The 16,058-nt window shown below is 38.8% G+C and carries 21 protein-coding genes; 14 read left to right on the top strand and 7 right to left on the bottom strand.

Annotated features, from left to right (window positions below; translation table 11 throughout):
• Positions 1-439, bottom strand: a 439-nt coding sequence (locus I6E70_RS15705) for a transposase domain-containing protein (protein WP_197189114.1), incomplete at its 3' end; no start/stop codon positions are given.
• Between the two features lie 39 nt (positions 440-478).
• Here I6E70_RS15705 and I6E70_RS15710 point away from each other — a divergent pair.
• The 12 genes from I6E70_RS15710 to I6E70_RS15760 all read left to right on the top strand — a co-directional run bounded on the left by I6E70_RS15710 (position 479) and on the right by I6E70_RS15760 (position 9,833).
• Entirely contained in the window at positions 479-727 is a 249-nt protein-coding gene (locus I6E70_RS15710; protein WP_197189115.1) for a hypothetical protein, read from the top strand.
• Entirely contained in the window at positions 724-1,074 is a 351-nt protein-coding gene (locus I6E70_RS15715; RefSeq protein ID WP_197189116.1) for a PD-(D/E)XK nuclease-like domain-containing protein, read from the top strand. Before I6E70_RS15710 ends, I6E70_RS15715 begins: the two co-directional genes overlap by 4 nt.
• Before the next feature lie 1,234 nt (positions 1,075-2,308).
• Entirely contained in the window at positions 2,309-2,431 is a 123-nt protein-coding gene (locus tag I6E70_RS20805; protein WP_269435123.1) for a hypothetical protein, read from the top strand.
• Positions 2,407-2,814 (top strand): hypothetical protein, encoded by a 408-nt coding sequence (locus I6E70_RS15720; RefSeq protein ID WP_197189117.1) that lies wholly within the window; start codon positions 2,407-2,409, stop codon positions 2,812-2,814. The genes I6E70_RS20805 and I6E70_RS15720 overlap by 25 nt, the downstream gene beginning before the upstream one ends.
• Positions 2,795-3,544 carry a hypothetical protein gene (locus tag I6E70_RS15725; RefSeq protein ID WP_197189118.1) on the top strand — a complete coding sequence of 250 codons (750 nt, stop codon included), beginning with the start codon at positions 2,795-2,797 and terminating at the stop codon, positions 3,542-3,544. The genes I6E70_RS15720 and I6E70_RS15725 overlap by 20 nt, the downstream gene beginning before the upstream one ends.
• Positions 3,544-4,968 (top strand): MobH family relaxase, encoded by a 1,425-nt coding sequence (gene mobH / locus I6E70_RS15730; protein ID WP_197189119.1) that lies wholly within the window; start codon positions 3,544-3,546, stop codon positions 4,966-4,968. Before I6E70_RS15725 ends, mobH begins: the two co-directional genes overlap by 1 nt.
• A gap of 114 nt (positions 4,969-5,082) precedes the next feature.
• The gene (locus I6E70_RS15735) at positions 5,083-5,223 is read left to right on the top strand and encodes a hypothetical protein (RefSeq protein WP_197189120.1); all 141 of its coding nucleotides are present in this window, start codon (positions 5,083-5,085) and stop codon (positions 5,221-5,223) included.
• Positions 5,187-5,384 (top strand): hypothetical protein, encoded by a 198-nt coding sequence (locus tag I6E70_RS15740; RefSeq protein ID WP_197189121.1) that lies wholly within the window; start codon positions 5,187-5,189, stop codon positions 5,382-5,384. The genes I6E70_RS15735 and I6E70_RS15740 overlap by 37 nt, the downstream gene beginning before the upstream one ends.
• 863 nt (positions 5,385-6,247) lie before the next feature.
• Entirely contained in the window at positions 6,248-7,930 is a 1,683-nt protein-coding gene (locus I6E70_RS15745; protein ID WP_197189122.1) for a TrbI/VirB10 family protein, read from the top strand.
• Complete coding sequence (locus I6E70_RS15750) at positions 7,930-8,190, top strand: hypothetical protein (protein WP_197189123.1); 261 nt, start codon at positions 7,930-7,932, stop codon at positions 8,188-8,190. Before I6E70_RS15745 ends, I6E70_RS15750 begins: the two co-directional genes overlap by 1 nt.
• Positions 8,168-8,371, top strand: coding sequence for a hypothetical protein (locus I6E70_RS15755; RefSeq protein WP_197189124.1), 204 nt, complete (start codon positions 8,168-8,170; stop codon positions 8,369-8,371). Before I6E70_RS15750 ends, I6E70_RS15755 begins: the two co-directional genes overlap by 23 nt.
• 481 nt (positions 8,372-8,852) lie before the next feature.
• On the top strand, positions 8,853-9,833 hold the full coding sequence (locus I6E70_RS15760) for a hypothetical protein (RefSeq protein ID WP_197189125.1): 981 nt from the start codon (positions 8,853-8,855) through the stop codon (positions 9,831-9,833).
• Positions 9,834-10,054: 221 nt separating this feature from the next.
• On the opposite strand, the gene I6E70_RS15765 is transcribed toward I6E70_RS15760, so the two are convergent.
• The 6 genes from I6E70_RS15765 to exbB form a co-directional block, all read right to left on the bottom strand.
• Entirely contained in the window at positions 10,055-10,294 is a 240-nt protein-coding gene (locus tag I6E70_RS15765) for a hypothetical protein (RefSeq protein WP_197189126.1), read from the bottom strand.
• A 613-nt stretch (positions 10,295-10,907) separates the two neighbouring features.
• A complete protein-coding gene (locus I6E70_RS15770; protein ID WP_197189127.1) occupies positions 10,908-11,312 on the bottom strand; it encodes a YbaN family protein in 405 nt (134 codons plus the stop codon).
• Between the two features lie 49 nt (positions 11,313-11,361).
• Positions 11,362-11,964 (bottom strand): biliverdin-producing heme oxygenase, encoded by a 603-nt coding sequence (locus I6E70_RS15775; RefSeq protein WP_197189128.1) that lies wholly within the window; start codon positions 11,962-11,964, stop codon positions 11,362-11,364.
• Between the two features lie 74 nt (positions 11,965-12,038).
• Positions 12,039-12,878 (bottom strand): TonB family protein, encoded by an 840-nt coding sequence (locus tag I6E70_RS20810; RefSeq protein WP_197189129.1) that lies wholly within the window; start codon positions 12,876-12,878, stop codon positions 12,039-12,041.
• Positions 12,875-13,309 (bottom strand): biopolymer transporter ExbD, encoded by a 435-nt coding sequence (locus tag I6E70_RS15785; protein WP_197189130.1) that lies wholly within the window; start codon positions 13,307-13,309, stop codon positions 12,875-12,877. Before I6E70_RS15785 ends, I6E70_RS20810 begins: the two co-directional genes overlap by 4 nt.
• 3 nt (positions 13,310-13,312) lie before the next feature.
• Positions 13,313-14,269, bottom strand: coding sequence for a tonB-system energizer ExbB (exbB, locus tag I6E70_RS15790; RefSeq protein ID WP_231620128.1), 957 nt, complete (start codon positions 14,267-14,269; stop codon positions 13,313-13,315).
• A 249-nt stretch (positions 14,270-14,518) separates the two neighbouring features.
• Here exbB and I6E70_RS15795 point away from each other — a divergent pair, with 249 nt between their 5' ends.
• Both I6E70_RS15795 and I6E70_RS15800 read left to right on the top strand, forming a co-directional pair.
• Positions 14,519-15,031 carry a sigma-70 family RNA polymerase sigma factor gene (locus tag I6E70_RS15795; RefSeq protein ID WP_197189131.1) on the top strand — a complete coding sequence of 171 codons (513 nt, stop codon included), beginning with the start codon at positions 14,519-14,521 and terminating at the stop codon, positions 15,029-15,031.
• A 9-nt stretch (positions 15,032-15,040) separates the two neighbouring features.
• On the top strand, positions 15,041-16,030 hold the full coding sequence (locus I6E70_RS15800; RefSeq protein WP_197189132.1) for a FecR domain-containing protein: 990 nt from the start codon (positions 15,041-15,043) through the stop codon (positions 16,028-16,030).
• The last annotated feature ends 28 nt before the right edge of the window (positions 16,031-16,058 follow it).

A 16,058-nucleotide genomic window follows, 5' to 3' on the forward strand; every position in this document is an offset into this window, starting at 1 on the left:
TACGATTATCAGGCGTGTCGGCTGTTCGCCACACAACACCGTCAACAGCTAATAGGTTCAAACCATTCCATGTTTCGAATGACTGTTGCTTATACATTGATTGAGCAGATTTATTGAAAACGTGTTTAACGGAATCATCACCTAACCTTTGTCTCGCCTGTACCATCGCACTTGGAGCAACGAGTTGGTTCTTGCCAGGTAACATGATATCTAGCTTATTAGCGATATTCCAAACCGATTCTTTTCGAAACAATGCCATGCCAATAACTGACCACAAAACGGCCTCAAGCGGTAACCTTCGCTTACGAACGGTTGCAATCCCAGCTTGTTGAAAACCTTGTTCAATGATTTCAGGGTCAAGAATTTCTGATAATTTTTCAAAGGTATGGTATCGGCTGCTTTCTTCAAGTGTTGCTTGCAGTGCTTGTTCTATATTCACAAAAAAATCCGTAGTTAGTTTCCTAACTACGGATTTTGCATGATCGTTTGGATCGGTCAACCGGTCATTTTCTTAACTGATCGGCATTACGCACAAAGCACCGCAGCAATGGAAGGCGAAGAAAAAACATTGTATGGCGGTAAGCTGGGGGTTGATGGTCAAGTGTGGGATAGCGCTATACGAATCGTTAAATCTTTAAAAAATGAACCACAAGCTCATGAATACATTAATTATGGCTTACCAGAGGTTGCCATTATTTCACGCTGCCCACGTTCAGGTTTACTTTGAAGGTTAAATTCGATTGGCTTAGGTTTGATGATGAAGCGGCTGATGTAAAAACTACTCGCTTTGCTAATCCATATGATTTCTCAAGACAAATGCGCTCATTGAAATACGACCTACAACAAGCACTTTATACTTATGTTGCAAGTTTAGTTGGCATTCATATACGTCGATTTTTGTTCGTTACTGTCGAATATGCGTCAGCAGATTATTGCCAACTATTCAAAATTAAAGATATTCGCCTTGCTAGAGCGTTTGAAGAAATGCATCAAGCCAATGATGAATTCGAAGAATGTAAGCGCACGGGGAAATGGTTAAGCCGCTACAGCGGATCAGTTATAGAATTAGACTAGAAAGCTTACAACGTAGTTTTTGGGTAGCTGTAATTTTATAAGTAATGGCAAATTCACACTACAGCATGAGAGCGGCACAATATGGCACTACTCAATTGCGGATAGTGAGCACGTTGCAGGTGTGGCTTAAAAGCGGCACGAAAGCGGCACAATATGGCACTGCATAATTTCGAATAGTGCGCATGTTGCAGGTGTGGCTTAAAAGCGGCACAATATGGCACTGCTCAATTTCGGATAGTGCGCATGTCGCAGGAGTGGCTTAAAAGCGGCACAAAAGCGGCACAATATGGCACTGCTCAATTTCGGATGGTGAGCAAGTGGGTGGTATGGCATAAAAGAAGCTTAATTCCGGCCACATGACCCGTACCAAGCAAACTGAACAGCTTATTGCTGCTTTAATTGATGAACTGCGATACTCATTTAATCTTTAACTCTTATTAAACACACCTACGCTTTAACAAAGTGTTCTTCACTTCTTCTTGATTGGTATGCCCAGTAAGTTGATTAAGATGCACTCCAATACGAATCTTTACACCCAAAGCAGCTAAGCCTAATACACTTCAACTTTTCAAATTACTGAAAAGGGCATCCTCAAAAACTGCCCCCAATTAATAGGGTGAGATTTTTTTTCCGCCCATTCTTCGGGCATTCTCGCTAAAATAAAAATATAAGAAATCTAAAAACTGCCCCCAATTAATAGTGAACTATCTCTTAAACTGCCCTCATGAGGGCACATTTGCTTAATTTGGAAAAGATAAGCCAATTTTCATGCCTATTAGAATTTAAAATTAGTAAAACAGGAAATGAATAAAAATAAAAAACTGCCCTCAATTAATAGGGTGAGATTTTTTTTCCGCCCATTCTTCGGGCACTCTCTTTAAATTAAAAAAAATAAATCATTAAAACTGCCCTCAATTAATTAGCGCGACATACAAACTGCCCACTGAGGGCAGTTTATGAGAATCTACTACATTACCAATAATGACTAAGGAATACATAAAAGTAAAAAATAAAATAATACCCTAATTAATTGAGGGCAGTTTCGACCAAACCGCCCTTTTAGGGGCACTTTCGAAAAACTGCCCCCAATTAGATTTTAGGGCAGTTACAGAAAAAATAACCCCCCACCGGTAGGTGCCCGAAATTTACAGCATGCATTTACACCCTCTCTATTTTTTTTCTCTTTTGCATATTTAGGTAAAAATAGCTCTATGGAAAAAGAAAAGGTTTAAAAATGAAAGCAGAAGCATTAGAAGTTCAGAAGTATTTAACCGACAAGAAGGACGACCTAGCTTTACAGCTTGATTCGTTAGTGGATGGTTATTGGATTGCTTGGACACGAATAGAAAAATCATAGCCCAAAGCGCTAACCCTGACTTAAACGCTAAAGTTGGCAAGGTTGCACCGAGCATTCGCATATACAAAACAAAAAACCATAACCGAGTAACGCTCAGATGGCGAGTTTACGACAATAGCTGGGCGAGGCTCAATGTTGCAAAAAGCAATAAGCAGACACTCCGCTATGCAAATGAACTTAAGCGAAATAAAGATGGCACCACAACTCGATACCAATTGGTAAAAAACGCTGAAAGTTGGGAGGTGGAATTTATTGATAAATTTCTAAGTGAAGCTGAACCCATTATCACGCTAATAAATATTATTCATCAAAGCATAAAGTTACTCAATAACTCAAAAACACTAGAAGCAAAGGAGCTAGAACATGGCGAAGAAAACGAGTAATTCAATATCATCTAAACCCGTAAAAAATGAACCAGCACAACAGAAGTCGGTTACGAAACATGCCGGTAAAATGAAAACCATCTCGACGAAAATCAATTATGAAACTGACCATACTCATTCATATTTGAAGCTCAACAAACATAAAATTTTAAATGCCTTTGAGCGATTGGCTGCAATTTTACGCATGGCAAAAACCTCAAACGCTGCGTACACGAGAATATCCCAATGGCATTCAGACGTTAACTTGGCTGTTGCTCAAGTTCAATTAGATACACTTCATGAACAAAGAGTAGAGAAAGAGAAAAACTTCCCAGTCACAGGCGAGTTCTTAATTAACACGCCGGATAGCTACTTTATGGAGTTTGAAGTATCACATCCGGTAGGCCTAACTATTACTCAGTTAATTGTTGCCATTGATAAGGAGGTAAACGCAATTGAGAAATTATTCATGTTTGGGTTCTTAGACGACCTTGAGTATGAGCATGCGTGCAAGCAAGCAGCTGCAATTGTGACTGGTGTTACAGACAGAATAATGAAAGTGACCTCGCCGGGCAAACGCGAAGGTGGCCAATTTCATCCACGTTACTATTTAGAGTTTTTACGTGATCCACACTTCAACATGCTTTCATTGTGTGCGCTTCCTTACGAAACAGCCAAGATGATTCTGACTGAAGAGCAAATGAAATTAATTATCAAAACCAAAGAAGATAGTACGAGCAAGGTAGCCTAATGTCATTCGTATCCTCGATGAAGATGTTATTTGGTTTATCCACTTCTACAAAACCGAATTCTGGTGATGTAGAAGTGCTTAAAGATGAACCTGAACCACTCCAGTTGCAAACAAATGTAACTGGAGAAATATATTTAGACATTTACAACAGGCGGGTACACGATGCTGAGGCTCAATTTTACCCACTTAAAGTAAATGGTCTGAGCGTGTTTTGTGTGGATGCCATTTTAAAACGCTATAAGGACCAAATTATCGCGCTTGAGCAACACGTAGACATTGGTTTACATAGAACTACTGAGGATGGTGTTAATCTTTTTGAAGCGCGATATTTGAATGTGATTCGCAAGCTAGCAGAATATGTTCACATGTTACCTGCATCTGAATACCACCATCATTCGCAACCAGGCGGATTATTTCGCCACTCGCTAGATGCCGCTTTAATCGCTTTACGTAAAGCTGACAACCAATTGCCTCCGACAGTTGGCAAAGTAGATTTAGATGCACAACGCCGCGTGCGTTACATGTATGCCGCGTGGGTTGGTGCACTTTTACATGATACCGGTAAAATTCTGACAGATATGCAGGTCAGTGCGTATACAATTTATGACGACAAAAATAATCAAAGTGTGCCTATCGCGAGTTGGGATAAACCAATTAAACCTTGGATACCGCAAATTGAAACTTTAATAGAATGGGCTACCCGTAATAAAGTAGAGCGGTATTTTGTTCATTTTAGGGCCTCCCGCGTGCACAAGGAGCACGTTTCTTCTGGCGCTACCCTGCTACCACACATATTAAAGGGAGAGGGCTTAGAGTTTATTATGGACTCACCTGATGACTTGTACAGCAATCTAACGTCTGCCCTAAATGGATATGCACACATAAATGGATACCTAGCTACTGCGATTAGATTTGGTGATTCGGTTTCCACTGCAAAAGATGTAAAAACGATGGCAACGTCGGCTTTTGGTACTCTAAAAAAATCCAGAATGATGTCCATTGTCGATACGATGCGAAGCCTTAAAAGCAAATGGAATTTTAACGGAGAAAAAAGCCATGCTTTTGTAATTGGAGATTGTGTTTTTATACGTTGGCAATCTGCGTTTGATGGAATTCTCAAAGCTGCACGCGCTAACCAGTTCGATGCTCTACCAACTGATACAAAATCACTATTAGAAATGATGGAAGATTTCCGCATAGTAGAGCCATTCGATAAAGAAAATCGCTTTGCACTATTTGCTATAGGCAAGTTCACTGAACAAGATGTTATCAACATCATTGACGAAAAAATCAGCATTAGTTGGATTGAATTAATCAAGGTGGTGTATCGCGAGTGGATATATGATTCTGATCCAGTACACCCAAATTTGGAAGGCTTACTTTACCTAAGTACCTCAAAAAAATACTTCATTACAAAAGAATGATTGAAGCTTTACAGAGCTCAGCTTTGACACAACAGCACTTAACGAAGAAAAAGAGACTGAAATTGAAGAAACCACCGAGTTACATGACAAAGTATTAACACGACTAAACAGGCTGTGGCTGTTGACGCTGATGTAGAAGATATTAAAGGAAAGAACATCACTCCTAAAGATGAAATGGATAGCGGTAAGCAAACCAAAGGCACGGCTAAAAAGAAAAATTGCCAAAGCCTAAAAAACCAGAAAAAGCGAATGTAACACCAATTGTATTTGAGAACAGCACCGACACTTATGTAGAGAAAACTGAACAAGCTGAACAGGCAACACCACCAGCTGTGAACAAAGAAAAACCTATATCGAGCAACTATGTTTTGCATATAGATAATAAATGGTACGTAGACGTAAAAAATATACGTTGAAATCCATAACACCAATCAAATCGAAGCTGGGGAAGAGCTATTAAGTAAAGGTTTATACGCCTAAAGTTAGGTAGCTCATCCCTTGCAACACTTGTTAGGCGTCGAAAATTAGAGTCTATAGTTTGCTTTGAATTAACACTTTTAGGTCAGTCGTCGTTAACTGGCGCTGCGAAGAACGACACAGAAAACAGTAAAGCCGTTAGCACCAAATCTTCAAAAGCAAAGAGTAAAACAGCTAAGAAACAAGTTACGGCCGGTAAAGCGGATTCTAGTTTGCCTTCAAGCGATCCAGCAGCTCAGAGTGATCCTTGTCGCATACCGTTACTAAAGAATTTTGTACGTGTTTCAGAAATTGCTGACAGAGTAGCGCCACTCATGGGAACTTCAGGGGGGCAGCAAAACCTTTGAAGATTTTGCCTATGAACAAATAACATTTGTTGCTGCAGGCATGGAGTACATTGGCACACCTATTCGTTTAACATCCATCCAAAAAGCGTTGTCTTCAGGGAAAATACCTTTTTTTGAAAAAGTGTTGCGTGTGTTTTTTGAAAGGACACTAGTACCAGAGTACGAAACAAAGCTGAATATGGCTGAGTACCTTAAAAAGGTGTAGAAGCTTGGCAAGTAATGAGCGAATACTATAAGCTCGTTTAAGCGAGTCGCATGAGAACGCGGCTATATTGGGTATTATTCAATTAACACACTGTATAAAGATGATCACATCGTTACGCCCTGTATTAACGGCTCTAACGTCAAAGCCAATGGATGATTTGTTTTCCCCTATTGATGATCCCGAAAGTGAAGAATAGTAGATTTAGATAACCTCATGGAAAAAGGGGGGTCTGTATATAAGTTTAGATTCAATGACTGATAATAAAACGGCAGGTTTTTTAGCGCGTTTAATTATGGCTGAGATTGCCATCGTGTCTGGTCGCCGTTATAACAATAACGACAAGAAAGCATCACGAGTTGCTGTTTTCTTAGATGAAGCACATGCCGCACTTGAAAATAATGACAGCTTATTAAACCTCCTTGCTGTTGGTCGAGCATCATCAATCGAGCTTTACCTTGCTACACAAACAATAAGCGATATTGCAGCTAAAACCGATGAGCCTACAGCAAACAAGGTTTTAGGTTTATGTAATAACTTCATTTTTCATTTAGAACAATTGATCCAAAGAACCAAGAGTATGTTGCTGCGCAATTTTCAAAGACAGCAATTACAAAATCAAAGTTCATCTGGTGCATTAAGTAGCGAAAGTATATTTGCCTTCAACTCAATGCATGGTGAGCATTCAGCTAAAGAGATGGATGATTCATTTCCAATGGGCTTAATGGGCGATTTACCCAAGCTTCAATATATAGTGCGGTTAGCAGATGGCCGTAAACTTAAAATGAGGATGAGTGAACAACAAGTTGAAAGTCAGTCTGTTACTTCCATTCTGGGCCTATCCGATTCGCTTGGCACAATGGATCAAGAAGAAGCTGAAGGTATCGTAAACGAAATGAAAGTACGTTTAGCCGATAAAGACGCCGAAAACCTTGAGCAATTGAAACTTTCAATGCAGCAAATGCAAAATCAGATATTTGAGCTAACAAGAAAGAACAATACGAACACAAAACCAATTGATATAAGCACTAAGTTGCCTAACAAACAGTTTCAAGTACAAGGTGAGCCCGTCAGTTACCAAGCAGATCAGCAAAACCAAAATGTACTATATAGACCACAAACGGAGATAATAACGCAATCTCCACAAATTAAAGGCAACGTTATTAGAACAATTACTCAACGTAGTATACGTGAAGTGCAGCGCTCTGGTGAAGTAACCATAAGTGATATTAAAGTTCAGCGTTTGACGAATGACAGTCAAAATGTAGATGATAGTCGTGAATTTACATTAGCAATGGGCTCAATTTTATCGGGCACGTTAATAAACGGTGTTGCGGCACCAACCAAAGTAGGTTCACAAGATACACCTATTCCTATTTTACTTCGTGTAAAACGCGAAGCGATTATGCCTAACTTTTTCTCACTCGATATACATGAGTGTATGGTACTAGGAGCCGGTATTGGTAACCTAGCAAGCGAACGTGTTGAAATCCGTGCAGAAGCAATTTCATGTATTACGAATGATGGCCAAGCCATTGAAAAATCATTAACTGCATATGCTGTGTCTAGTTCAGATGGTTTAACCGGTATACGTGGCACTGTAATCGAGCGTAGTGGCAAAGCGATAGGTAACTCTATCAAAACAGGCTTTTTATCTGGTTTTGCAAGTGCAGCTGCCCCGCAGCAAGTACCTTCGATTAATACTGAGCTTTCTGCATCTACAGTATGGCAAAGCCAAAACCTAAACCAGTACGCTGGCGCAGGCATAATGGAAGGGGCAAGTAGCGCAATGGAGCGTGTAGCGTCATATTACTTAGCAATTGCTGAGGCTATGTGGCCAGTTATCGAGATCCCAGCAGGTATCGAAGTGGATTTCTTAGTTCAAAAGGGGATGACCTTACAATTAAACCAAGACGATATTAAGGACCTAAAATAATGGCCGGTTACATAACAAAACTCATTTTAGCCACCAGCGTTGCTACTTTACTGTTGGTAAGCGTTAAAACTTACCAACAGACAAAACAAATAGCGCAGCTGCAGAAACAAGTAAGCAAAAAATCATCTCAAGTGATCGCCTTAGATGGTAAGCGATTAATTGATAAGTTTATGCGTGACGGAAGTACACAAGGCGAGTCAATGGAGGCCTTCGCGCTATTAATAAAAATGATGGAGGATGAGGGGGGTATTAATTATTGATAGCAAGCAAACAATAACAGCCCCTACAAACAAGCAATTCAAAGATCTACGCGTAAGCGATATAAACGCGATGGCAATAGATAAGGGTATAGATATAGCAGCGTTTCAAGAAGAAATAATTAAGCAAGCCACGGTGGAAACGGAAAAAATGATAAAGGAGTTGGAAGCACTGCATAGGTAGGTTTTAAAAAGGCCAAATACCCAACGGAGAGTAGTGTTGGATACTCGGCCTAACCCTTAAGAGATATAGTACGCATTTCAAACATTTAGGCTACTGATTGGAAAAAGGTACAAATTAAATTAAAAAAGTGATCAGTAATTGTAAAATTTCTTGATCTAAGTATTTAGGCGAAGTATCCTTTGGTTTAAATTCGGGAAATCATTGAAAAATTAACATTTAAAGAAGGCAAAGCATAACGAAGAAATAACAATAAAATAACATTGCTAAGCAATAGAAAAACAAAAACCGACATTAAAGTCGGTTCTAGGAAGGTTTTATCTTTATGTAATGTTGTAAGCAACCAGCGCCAACTGGTAAGTCCGACTTAACTAAGGACAAGCTTATAACTACATAAAAATAAGGTCAAGGGCTTTTTTGGCCAAAATTTAAGTTATAAGTGTTTTTTTATGAAAATTACTCTATCTGATTGTTGTATCAGACCATGAGCGACGCTGTAATTACGAGTCGCTCAGTGCATAGGCATTTGACTCCGCATTTCGATTTGAAAGCAGAAAATCCAATTGCGAAAATACTTATGACTCACATCGAGAAACATGATTTCCAGCGAAATTCGTTTTTAAACAAAGCGCGATATGCTGGTGGCATCGTCAATCTAGGTTTTAGTAGCGTTAAGGTCTCTGCACGTACTAACCGTATGCGGATAGAAAGAGAGCAAACCATTCGTGAAACTTTGAAGGCACTGGTTTACTGCGCCTCATACAAACTGAATTCAAACTCGCTATTTGAAATTAAAATGTCAGTTAAGTCATTAGCCAAACAAGTAAACCAACTCCACATATCAAATCCAACCGAAAAGTACCGTCATGGCCGTGAAAACTACAACCCTGTTCTAAACGCACTAAAGGATTTAGCTGCGGCAGGACTGGTCATGCTTCAACAGAACTACAGCGTAAAACTAAAGCGCTATCAAAGTATGCGTATATTCATAACGCCTGAGTTATTTGCATCATTAGGCATAGCTAAAGATACAGTTAAAAAACTCATACACTCACAAAATAAGCACGATATAAAAAATGGGTTCGATGTAAACCAAGCAAATAGAATTGAGCACTTACGGGCAGAAAGTAATGCAGCTATACAAGAGCACGACAGCCATAGCTTAAAGGCGTTCAAGGCCCGACTGAAAAACGAATACAATATTCCAAGCGATATACGTGATATGAAACATAAGTTAACGTCGCTCATTAAAAGCAAAAGGGAAAGCAAGGAAGTTGATGATGGACAAACACCAGGGTCAAATCCACAACATGTGTTTAACCGGTTAGTTGTTCAACTGAATGTGCCAGCATTTGAAATTTATGCATTAGAAGAAAAGGTAAAGCAAGAACACCCCAACCTTGTTAAAGCCTCCCCCCCTTACTACGAGCTGTTAATAAGATTACTCGAAGAAAGTCACCAATAATTCACTAAATGAAAGCACACGGCTGCCCAGCCAGTAAAAAACCCTCAAAAAAGACCTAATTTCAAAAGAAACTAAGCCATAAAATCGAGTTTAATTTTAAATAATGAGACATAACAATGCAGGAAAAATTTTAAGGACAATTATTTGAGGGATGTATTAACACACATACTTAAATAAATTTATTAGAGCTGGCTTTTTTAGCCCAGCATCTAATTCAACTGTTAAAATTGTTCACTATCATCAAAAGACATCATTATTAAATTATCTGGTTCTGAATAAAAATTTGAAGGGTACACCGTACTGATACCAAGCAAAGAATTATTATTATTAACAAAATGAGTACACTTATCTTGAGCAGGTGGCATCACACCAGCATCACGCATTTGCTCATCAGTAGCAGTATCAGCAAACATTGATGAGCTAGTAGTAATCAAGAAAAACACACCCATAAAAATAATCATAGAAGACTCCTAATGGACTGCTGGTTTAACAAAGCGTTCAGACTTTGCTTTGATAGATTTAATTAATTCCTGGTTAGACCCTTTGGTTAAAACAAGTTACTCTTTTACATCAAGTAAACGTTTGTTGAAAAGTGATTCTATTTTAAAAATCTGTAATGAGTTGATGAATTAATAATATCAACATTAAATATTTGGGCTACTGATTAGAAAGTAGAGGCTAGATGAAGGTAATAGTAATCGATGTTCAAGCATTACAAGGTGGCTATTAGAATGGCATATTAAATTTACAGGCTTAAACGGGCACATACATAATAGCAATAAGGAAAGTAGACCCTAGTACTAAACGGGAGATTTAGTAAATATAGAACCTTGTTATTAAAGTGTTGCGATGATGTATTTTCACTTTTACAGCATAATGAAATAAGCTAAGTATGCATACTTATGCTTCGTAAGATTTTACAATGACATAATCGTTGACGACTAGGGTGTAACTAAGTGTGTATAATCGCCACTTAACCTGAATGAAAGTTCAATTCAATAGCTCTTCCTCCGCTTACAAAAATAACTCCAACGCTAAATCAGTGCCTGGCAATAAAAATAATTGTATTTTATATTACGGTAAAGGACGTGAGATTACATAATATGCACATACCAGTAAAAATAGCGCCACAACACTAGCCAACAATAAAGAGGGTTGCCCCCCTAAATAAAACAAAATATAGCCAACGGACATGCCAAGACTTGCGATTATTTTTACTGGTTTAGAAATAGTGCCATGCATTTGCCAGTTGGTGAGAGTTTCTCCAAAACGAGGATGATTAAGTAGCAGGTACTCAAAACGCTTTGATGAGCGGCTAAAACAAAAAACGGCACCAATCAAAAAAACAGTCGTAGGCATAATAGGTAAAAATAAACCTATTATGCCTATTCCGGTTAATAAAAAACCACTTAACAAGTATGTTATTTTTTTTAAGTTACTAGCAATTAGTTGCGGGCTAGTTTTATTTATGAATTTCATAATTTACCATTTCGTTTTTGCCAGCTCATACAAATAGTTACACTACTCGTTATTCAAATACACTATCAACGGTACTACGTACTAAGCTAAAAGCATCCCGGGCTCCATCAATGGCAAGACTTTGCTGTTCATGTGTGAGCTCAATAGCATTTAAAGCGGTTGTAAATACTTTCCATGACTGTCCACGGCCAATCGCTGCTGGAGCCAAGTGAGTGGCACCAAACTCTTCTGATAGGCCAATACGTTTTGCTGCTTTTAATAAATACTCGGCACCTAAATTAGAGCCTTCAGATACATAAAGCCAACCAAGGGAAGCTGGGTAGTCAATGTTTGGCAAATTATTCTCGGCTTTCATATCATTAATATCGGCATTTAAATCTAGCAAATCTTTTTTAAGATAACTAAGGCGCGCTCGTTCAGGTAAATCTGTAAATAAACATAGCAGCTCAGAATCACAATACAGAGGCGCTATGGCTAAATGAAAACGATACTGTATCGCTAAAAATAAAGCGTAACGGCCTAAGTCTGCAAAAGGTCGTTTTGTCATAATCGTCTTATCTAAACTGTCATGCGTGGTTGTTGTGTCTAGCTTTAGCTTTTGAGCTAAAGTGAGTATTTTAACTTCCTTGTTAACGTATAACTCTTCAATCATGGTAGATCCTTTAATATTAACTAACTACCTATCATGTAATTAGTAATGGTTATATAAATACAGCGGTATCGCTGTTAATGAATAAAAAACGAAACAGGGACAGCCATGCTAATTGGGTTTCCTGTTACTGCTTTTGGAGGTGCAGGCAAAGGCTCTGCACGCCTAACTAATTCGATGACCTCTTGATCTAATGCAGCTATTCCACTGGGTTTAAATAAAGTCACATCGAGTACATTACCTTTTCTGTCCATGGTAAAACTGACCCACGGAATACCTTGTTGACCTCGTAATTTAGCCATTCGTGGGTAACGTTTTTTCCTTTCTAAATGTACCTGTAATGCACTTTGCCAAAGTTGCTTAGCCAAGCTTTCTTGTTCGCTCAAAGCACCTTTTACAGGCCCTGATGCCACTTTGGCTTCTTTTACTGGCAACGCGGCAGGTGCACTCGTTTGCTCTACGTATTCTTCACTTGCTCCAGTTGCCGTTGTGTTATTAGGTTGAGACTCCGACGCAACGTTTGTTTTTTTCTCAGTGCTTTTTTTTAATGGCTTACTTGGCGCAGGCTTAATTGTTTTGTCTTTGATGGTGAAATCAGACTTACTTTCTATAATTGGCTTTACTAAAGGCTCTATTTTTGTAGTCTCAGGTTCACTGTGTTGCTGCTTCATTGGAGTTGATTCTTGTTGCTTTGGCCCAACTGGTAGCGCTGATTGTTCAGATTTTGGGGCAGCAACAACGCTTACCTCAAAGACCTGTGGGGATGCTTGGATAGGCACACTGTTATTACGTTCTTTTGGCAATAAAAAATAACCTGCAATAGCAAGGTGTAAAATAACAGCCCCTAAGATGGCTAGAATTATTTGCCACGATACTAAGCGAGAAACTTTTACAGTGGTGCCTGCAAATATACTCACTGAGCAACATCCGTTTCATGTTTCAAGCCCACTAGCGCGACTTGTGAGTAGCCTGCTTTGGTTAATTGATTCATTAATGTCATAAACTGACCATATTCAACTTTGCTATCAGCGCGCAATAAAATACGTTGCTCAGTTTCAATCCCATGCTGCTTCAGTTCTTGAGCCAAATTTTGTTGTTGAATGACATCGCCCTCACCAAATATTAAGGTTAAGTCTTCTTGTAGCGTTAGATAGGTAGGATCGTTGCTCTCTGGTTGCTCTGGGGCTGCAACTGCGGGAAGCTTAACGGGCACGCTCACTGTAGCAAGAGGGGATGCAACCATAAAAATAATCAGCAACACCAGCATCACATCAATAAAAGGGGTAACGTTAATTTCATGCTGTTCATCTAAACCATCGTTTTTGGTATTTTTAGTACTAAATGCCATTATTTAAGACTCTTTAGATACGATGTTAACAGGGCTTTTATCGTCATTAAGTAAGTTAGCTAAAGGCTTTGCCTGAGGGTTTTTTCTATCAAGATCACGGCTAACTAATATCATGATGGCAGTAAGAATGTCAGTCAGCATAGCTTTATAACTGCCAATCGAACGAGAAAAATGGTTATACATAACAACAGCTGGAATTGCCGCCACTAATCCCAAAGCGGTTGCTAGTAGTGCTTCGGCAATACCTGGTGCGACTACAGAAAGGTTCGTTGTTTGCGTTTTGGCAATGCCAATAAAGCTGTTCATAATGCCCCAAACAGTACCAAACAAGCCTACAAATGGTGCTACAGATCCAATTGTTGCCAGCACGCCAGTCCCTAGATTCATATCTGCGGAAAGAGAAGCCTGCACTCGTTCTAAACGAGCAATTAAGCGCTCTTTTAATGCTTCGTCTGTAGTAGGGCCTACAGCACTAAGGCGTAGCTCATTCTGAGCTGCACTTAAAAGTATTAACGCCTCACTTTTTTGCTGTGTTAAATCATAGCTCGCATTTGCAAAGCTTGTGCTTCTGATCAAATGAGCAAGTAATTTTTTAGCATGTCGCTTGGCAACATTGAGCTGTATAGATTTAAATATGCAGATAGCCCATGATACTAATGATGCAATAAGCAAACCTATAATTACGCTTTTTACTACAATATCAGCCGCTTTGTACATTCCCCAGGGCGATAAATCATGAGCACTAAAAGCGGCCTCGGTAAGTCCATGCTTTGTACCCGTTACGTTAATAGCTTCACCATTTGGTATTGCAATCACAGATTGCTCAACAATCGTATCTACAGTAGGTGTTACTTCATTAGTACTCACTATCGAGAGGGCGGGTTCTGCGGCGTATGCTGTCATAGATAACTGCACAATCCCAACGCTAAGCAGGCACAGAAAAATGGCTCTTGTGAACATTTTTATTCCTAAAATATCTAAATATGATTATATAAAATAAACGGTGTAGGACCATCAAACTATATCAACGTGCACATCGTTTTTGATGAACAATTTATTGGTTCTATAATTAATGCCGAATGAGAATCAATTTCCATCAACGAATAACAAGTTATTTATTATTAAATTAAACAGAGTAGTGCCACGCACTTGAATGATAATCAAAATCATTTATACTATCTTTAAATATGCTACAGGACTATCTAAATTTTGACTAGCAATACTGCTAACTTAGTAGGGTTTAATGCGCTTTATCAGGAACATCATGAATGGCTTGTTCGTTGGATTGCAAGACGTACCTACAGCACTGATAACGCACAGGATCTTGCTCAAGATACGTTTATACGTTTATTAAATAAGTCCTCTTTATATAGCGACATACGTAGCCCAAGAGCGTGGCTTATAAAAGTTGCTGGTAACTTAGTAACCGATGACATACGACGCAAGATTTTAGAAAAAAACTATGTAGTTTTTTTAGAAAGCATGCCAGAAACAGTCTACTTTTCACCGGAAGAACAGTTTCAGTTATTGAGGTTATTAGAACAAATAGATCGACTATTAAGTGGCTTAAGGCCAATTGAAAAAACGGCATTCTTAATGGTTAGACTTGACGGGCTAAGTTATAAAGATGTAGCAAAACAACTCGATGTAAGCTTATCATCTATTGAAAAGTACATCGCTAAAGCCATGTTTGAGTGTTACAACTTCACTTATTCGGATTAAAAGTAATAGATGAATACCACCGTTATGCAAAACGTAAAACATAAGCTGTTACCAGAAAAAATTGTGCAGCAAGCGATTACTTGGCATATTTATTTCGAGTCAGGAAACGCACAACCTAAAGATTTTGATGATTACAAACGCTGGCGTTTAGCTGATCCTATGCACGAATTAGCATCCCAGCGGATTGAGTTATTAGAATCAACATTTTCAAATGCTACACAAAAAAGCGCCAGCATAGTTCATTCAACGTTACAAAAAACAGATCGTGACATACAGTGCATGAGCCGTCGACAAGCATTAAAGAGAATAGCAGGTACCACACTTAGTTTAGCAAGTGTTTGTTGGTTAGCTGATAAACAAGGCGCTTGGCAATATCTTAACGCAGATTATGCGACTACTAATCAACGTGAACTTTTTACGTTAGCCGATAATAGTCAGCTTTGGCTTAATAGCGGTAGTACCGTTGAGCTTGATTTTAACAATCAAAATAAACACATTCATTTAACGCGTGGAGAAATGCAATACACTAGTTCAGCTAACACACAGCGGCTCCAAATAAAACTTAATCATGGGGTGCTAATAAGTGATAGTAAAAAGTTTTTTGTACGTTATGAAGATGACTATGCGCTAATTAAAGTTATGCAGGGAAGTATTGTTGTAAAACAGCCAGATTCTTTACTCACTAACCGAGTAATAAATGCAGGAGAGCTTTATAAAATCACCTCTAATTCAGTGTATCAGTTAGATAATCACATATTTGATTATAGTAGTTGGACGGAAGGGCTTCTTTCTGTGCGAAGCATGCCTATCAAGCACTTTATAGCGGAGTTATCACGTTATCATCGTGGGTTTGTAAAATGTGCGCCAGATTTAGATGGTTACTTAGTCTCTGGGGTGTTTCAATTAAGTGATACCAATCTTATTTTAACGACTATTGCCCGCACTGCTCGCGCTAAAGTACATCACATGACTCGTTGGTGGACTGAAATACGCCCTTAATTTTTCAATCAGTTGCCCACTTCAAGAA

Source organism: Pseudoalteromonas sp. NGC95 (assembly GCF_015864705.1).
In the GTDB taxonomy this organism is placed as follows: Bacteria; Pseudomonadota; Gammaproteobacteria; order Enterobacterales; family Alteromonadaceae; genus Pseudoalteromonas; species Pseudoalteromonas arctica.

What these genes read in the sequence shown, in the direction of transcription:
- I6E70_RS15725 (WP_197189118.1), top strand. Translation starts at nt 2,795, where the DNA reads ATGGCGAAGAAAACGAGTAATTCAATATCATCTAAACCCGTAAAAAAT.
- I6E70_RS15775 (WP_197189128.1), bottom strand. Translation starts at nt 11,964, where the DNA reads ATGATTGAAGAGTTATACGTTAACAAGGAAGTTAAAATACTCACTTTA.
- I6E70_RS15750 (WP_197189123.1), top strand. Translation starts at nt 7,930, where the DNA reads ATGGCCGGTTACATAACAAAACTCATTTTAGCCACCAGCGTTGCTACT.
- I6E70_RS15755 (WP_197189124.1), top strand. Translation starts at nt 8,168, where the DNA reads ATGAGGGGGGTATTAATTATTGATAGCAAGCAAACAATAACAGCCCCT.
- mobH (WP_197189119.1), top strand. Translation starts at nt 3,544, where the DNA reads ATGTCATTCGTATCCTCGATGAAGATGTTATTTGGTTTATCCACTTCT.
- I6E70_RS15785 (WP_197189130.1), bottom strand. Translation starts at nt 13,309, where the DNA reads ATGGCATTTAGTACTAAAAATACCAAAAACGATGGTTTAGATGAACAG.
- I6E70_RS15800 (WP_197189132.1), top strand. Translation starts at nt 15,041, where the DNA reads ATGAATACCACCGTTATGCAAAACGTAAAACATAAGCTGTTACCAGAA.
- I6E70_RS15770 (WP_197189127.1), bottom strand. Translation starts at nt 11,312, where the DNA reads ATGAAATTCATAAATAAAACTAGCCCGCAACTAATTGCTAGTAACTTA.
- I6E70_RS15710 (WP_197189115.1), top strand. Translation starts at nt 479, where the DNA reads ATGATCGTTTGGATCGGTCAACCGGTCATTTTCTTAACTGATCGGCAT.
- exbB (WP_231620128.1), bottom strand. Translation starts at nt 14,269, where the DNA reads ATGTTCACAAGAGCCATTTTTCTGTGCCTGCTTAGCGTTGGGATTGTG.
- I6E70_RS15760 (WP_197189125.1), top strand. Translation starts at nt 8,853, where the DNA reads ATGAGCGACGCTGTAATTACGAGTCGCTCAGTGCATAGGCATTTGACT.
- I6E70_RS15765 (WP_197189126.1), bottom strand. Translation starts at nt 10,294, where the DNA reads ATGATTATTTTTATGGGTGTGTTTTTCTTGATTACTACTAGCTCATCA.
- I6E70_RS20805 (WP_269435123.1), top strand. Translation starts at nt 2,309, where the DNA reads ATGAAAGCAGAAGCATTAGAAGTTCAGAAGTATTTAACCGACAAGAAG.
- I6E70_RS15745 (WP_197189122.1), top strand. Translation starts at nt 6,248, where the DNA reads ATGACTGATAATAAAACGGCAGGTTTTTTAGCGCGTTTAATTATGGCT.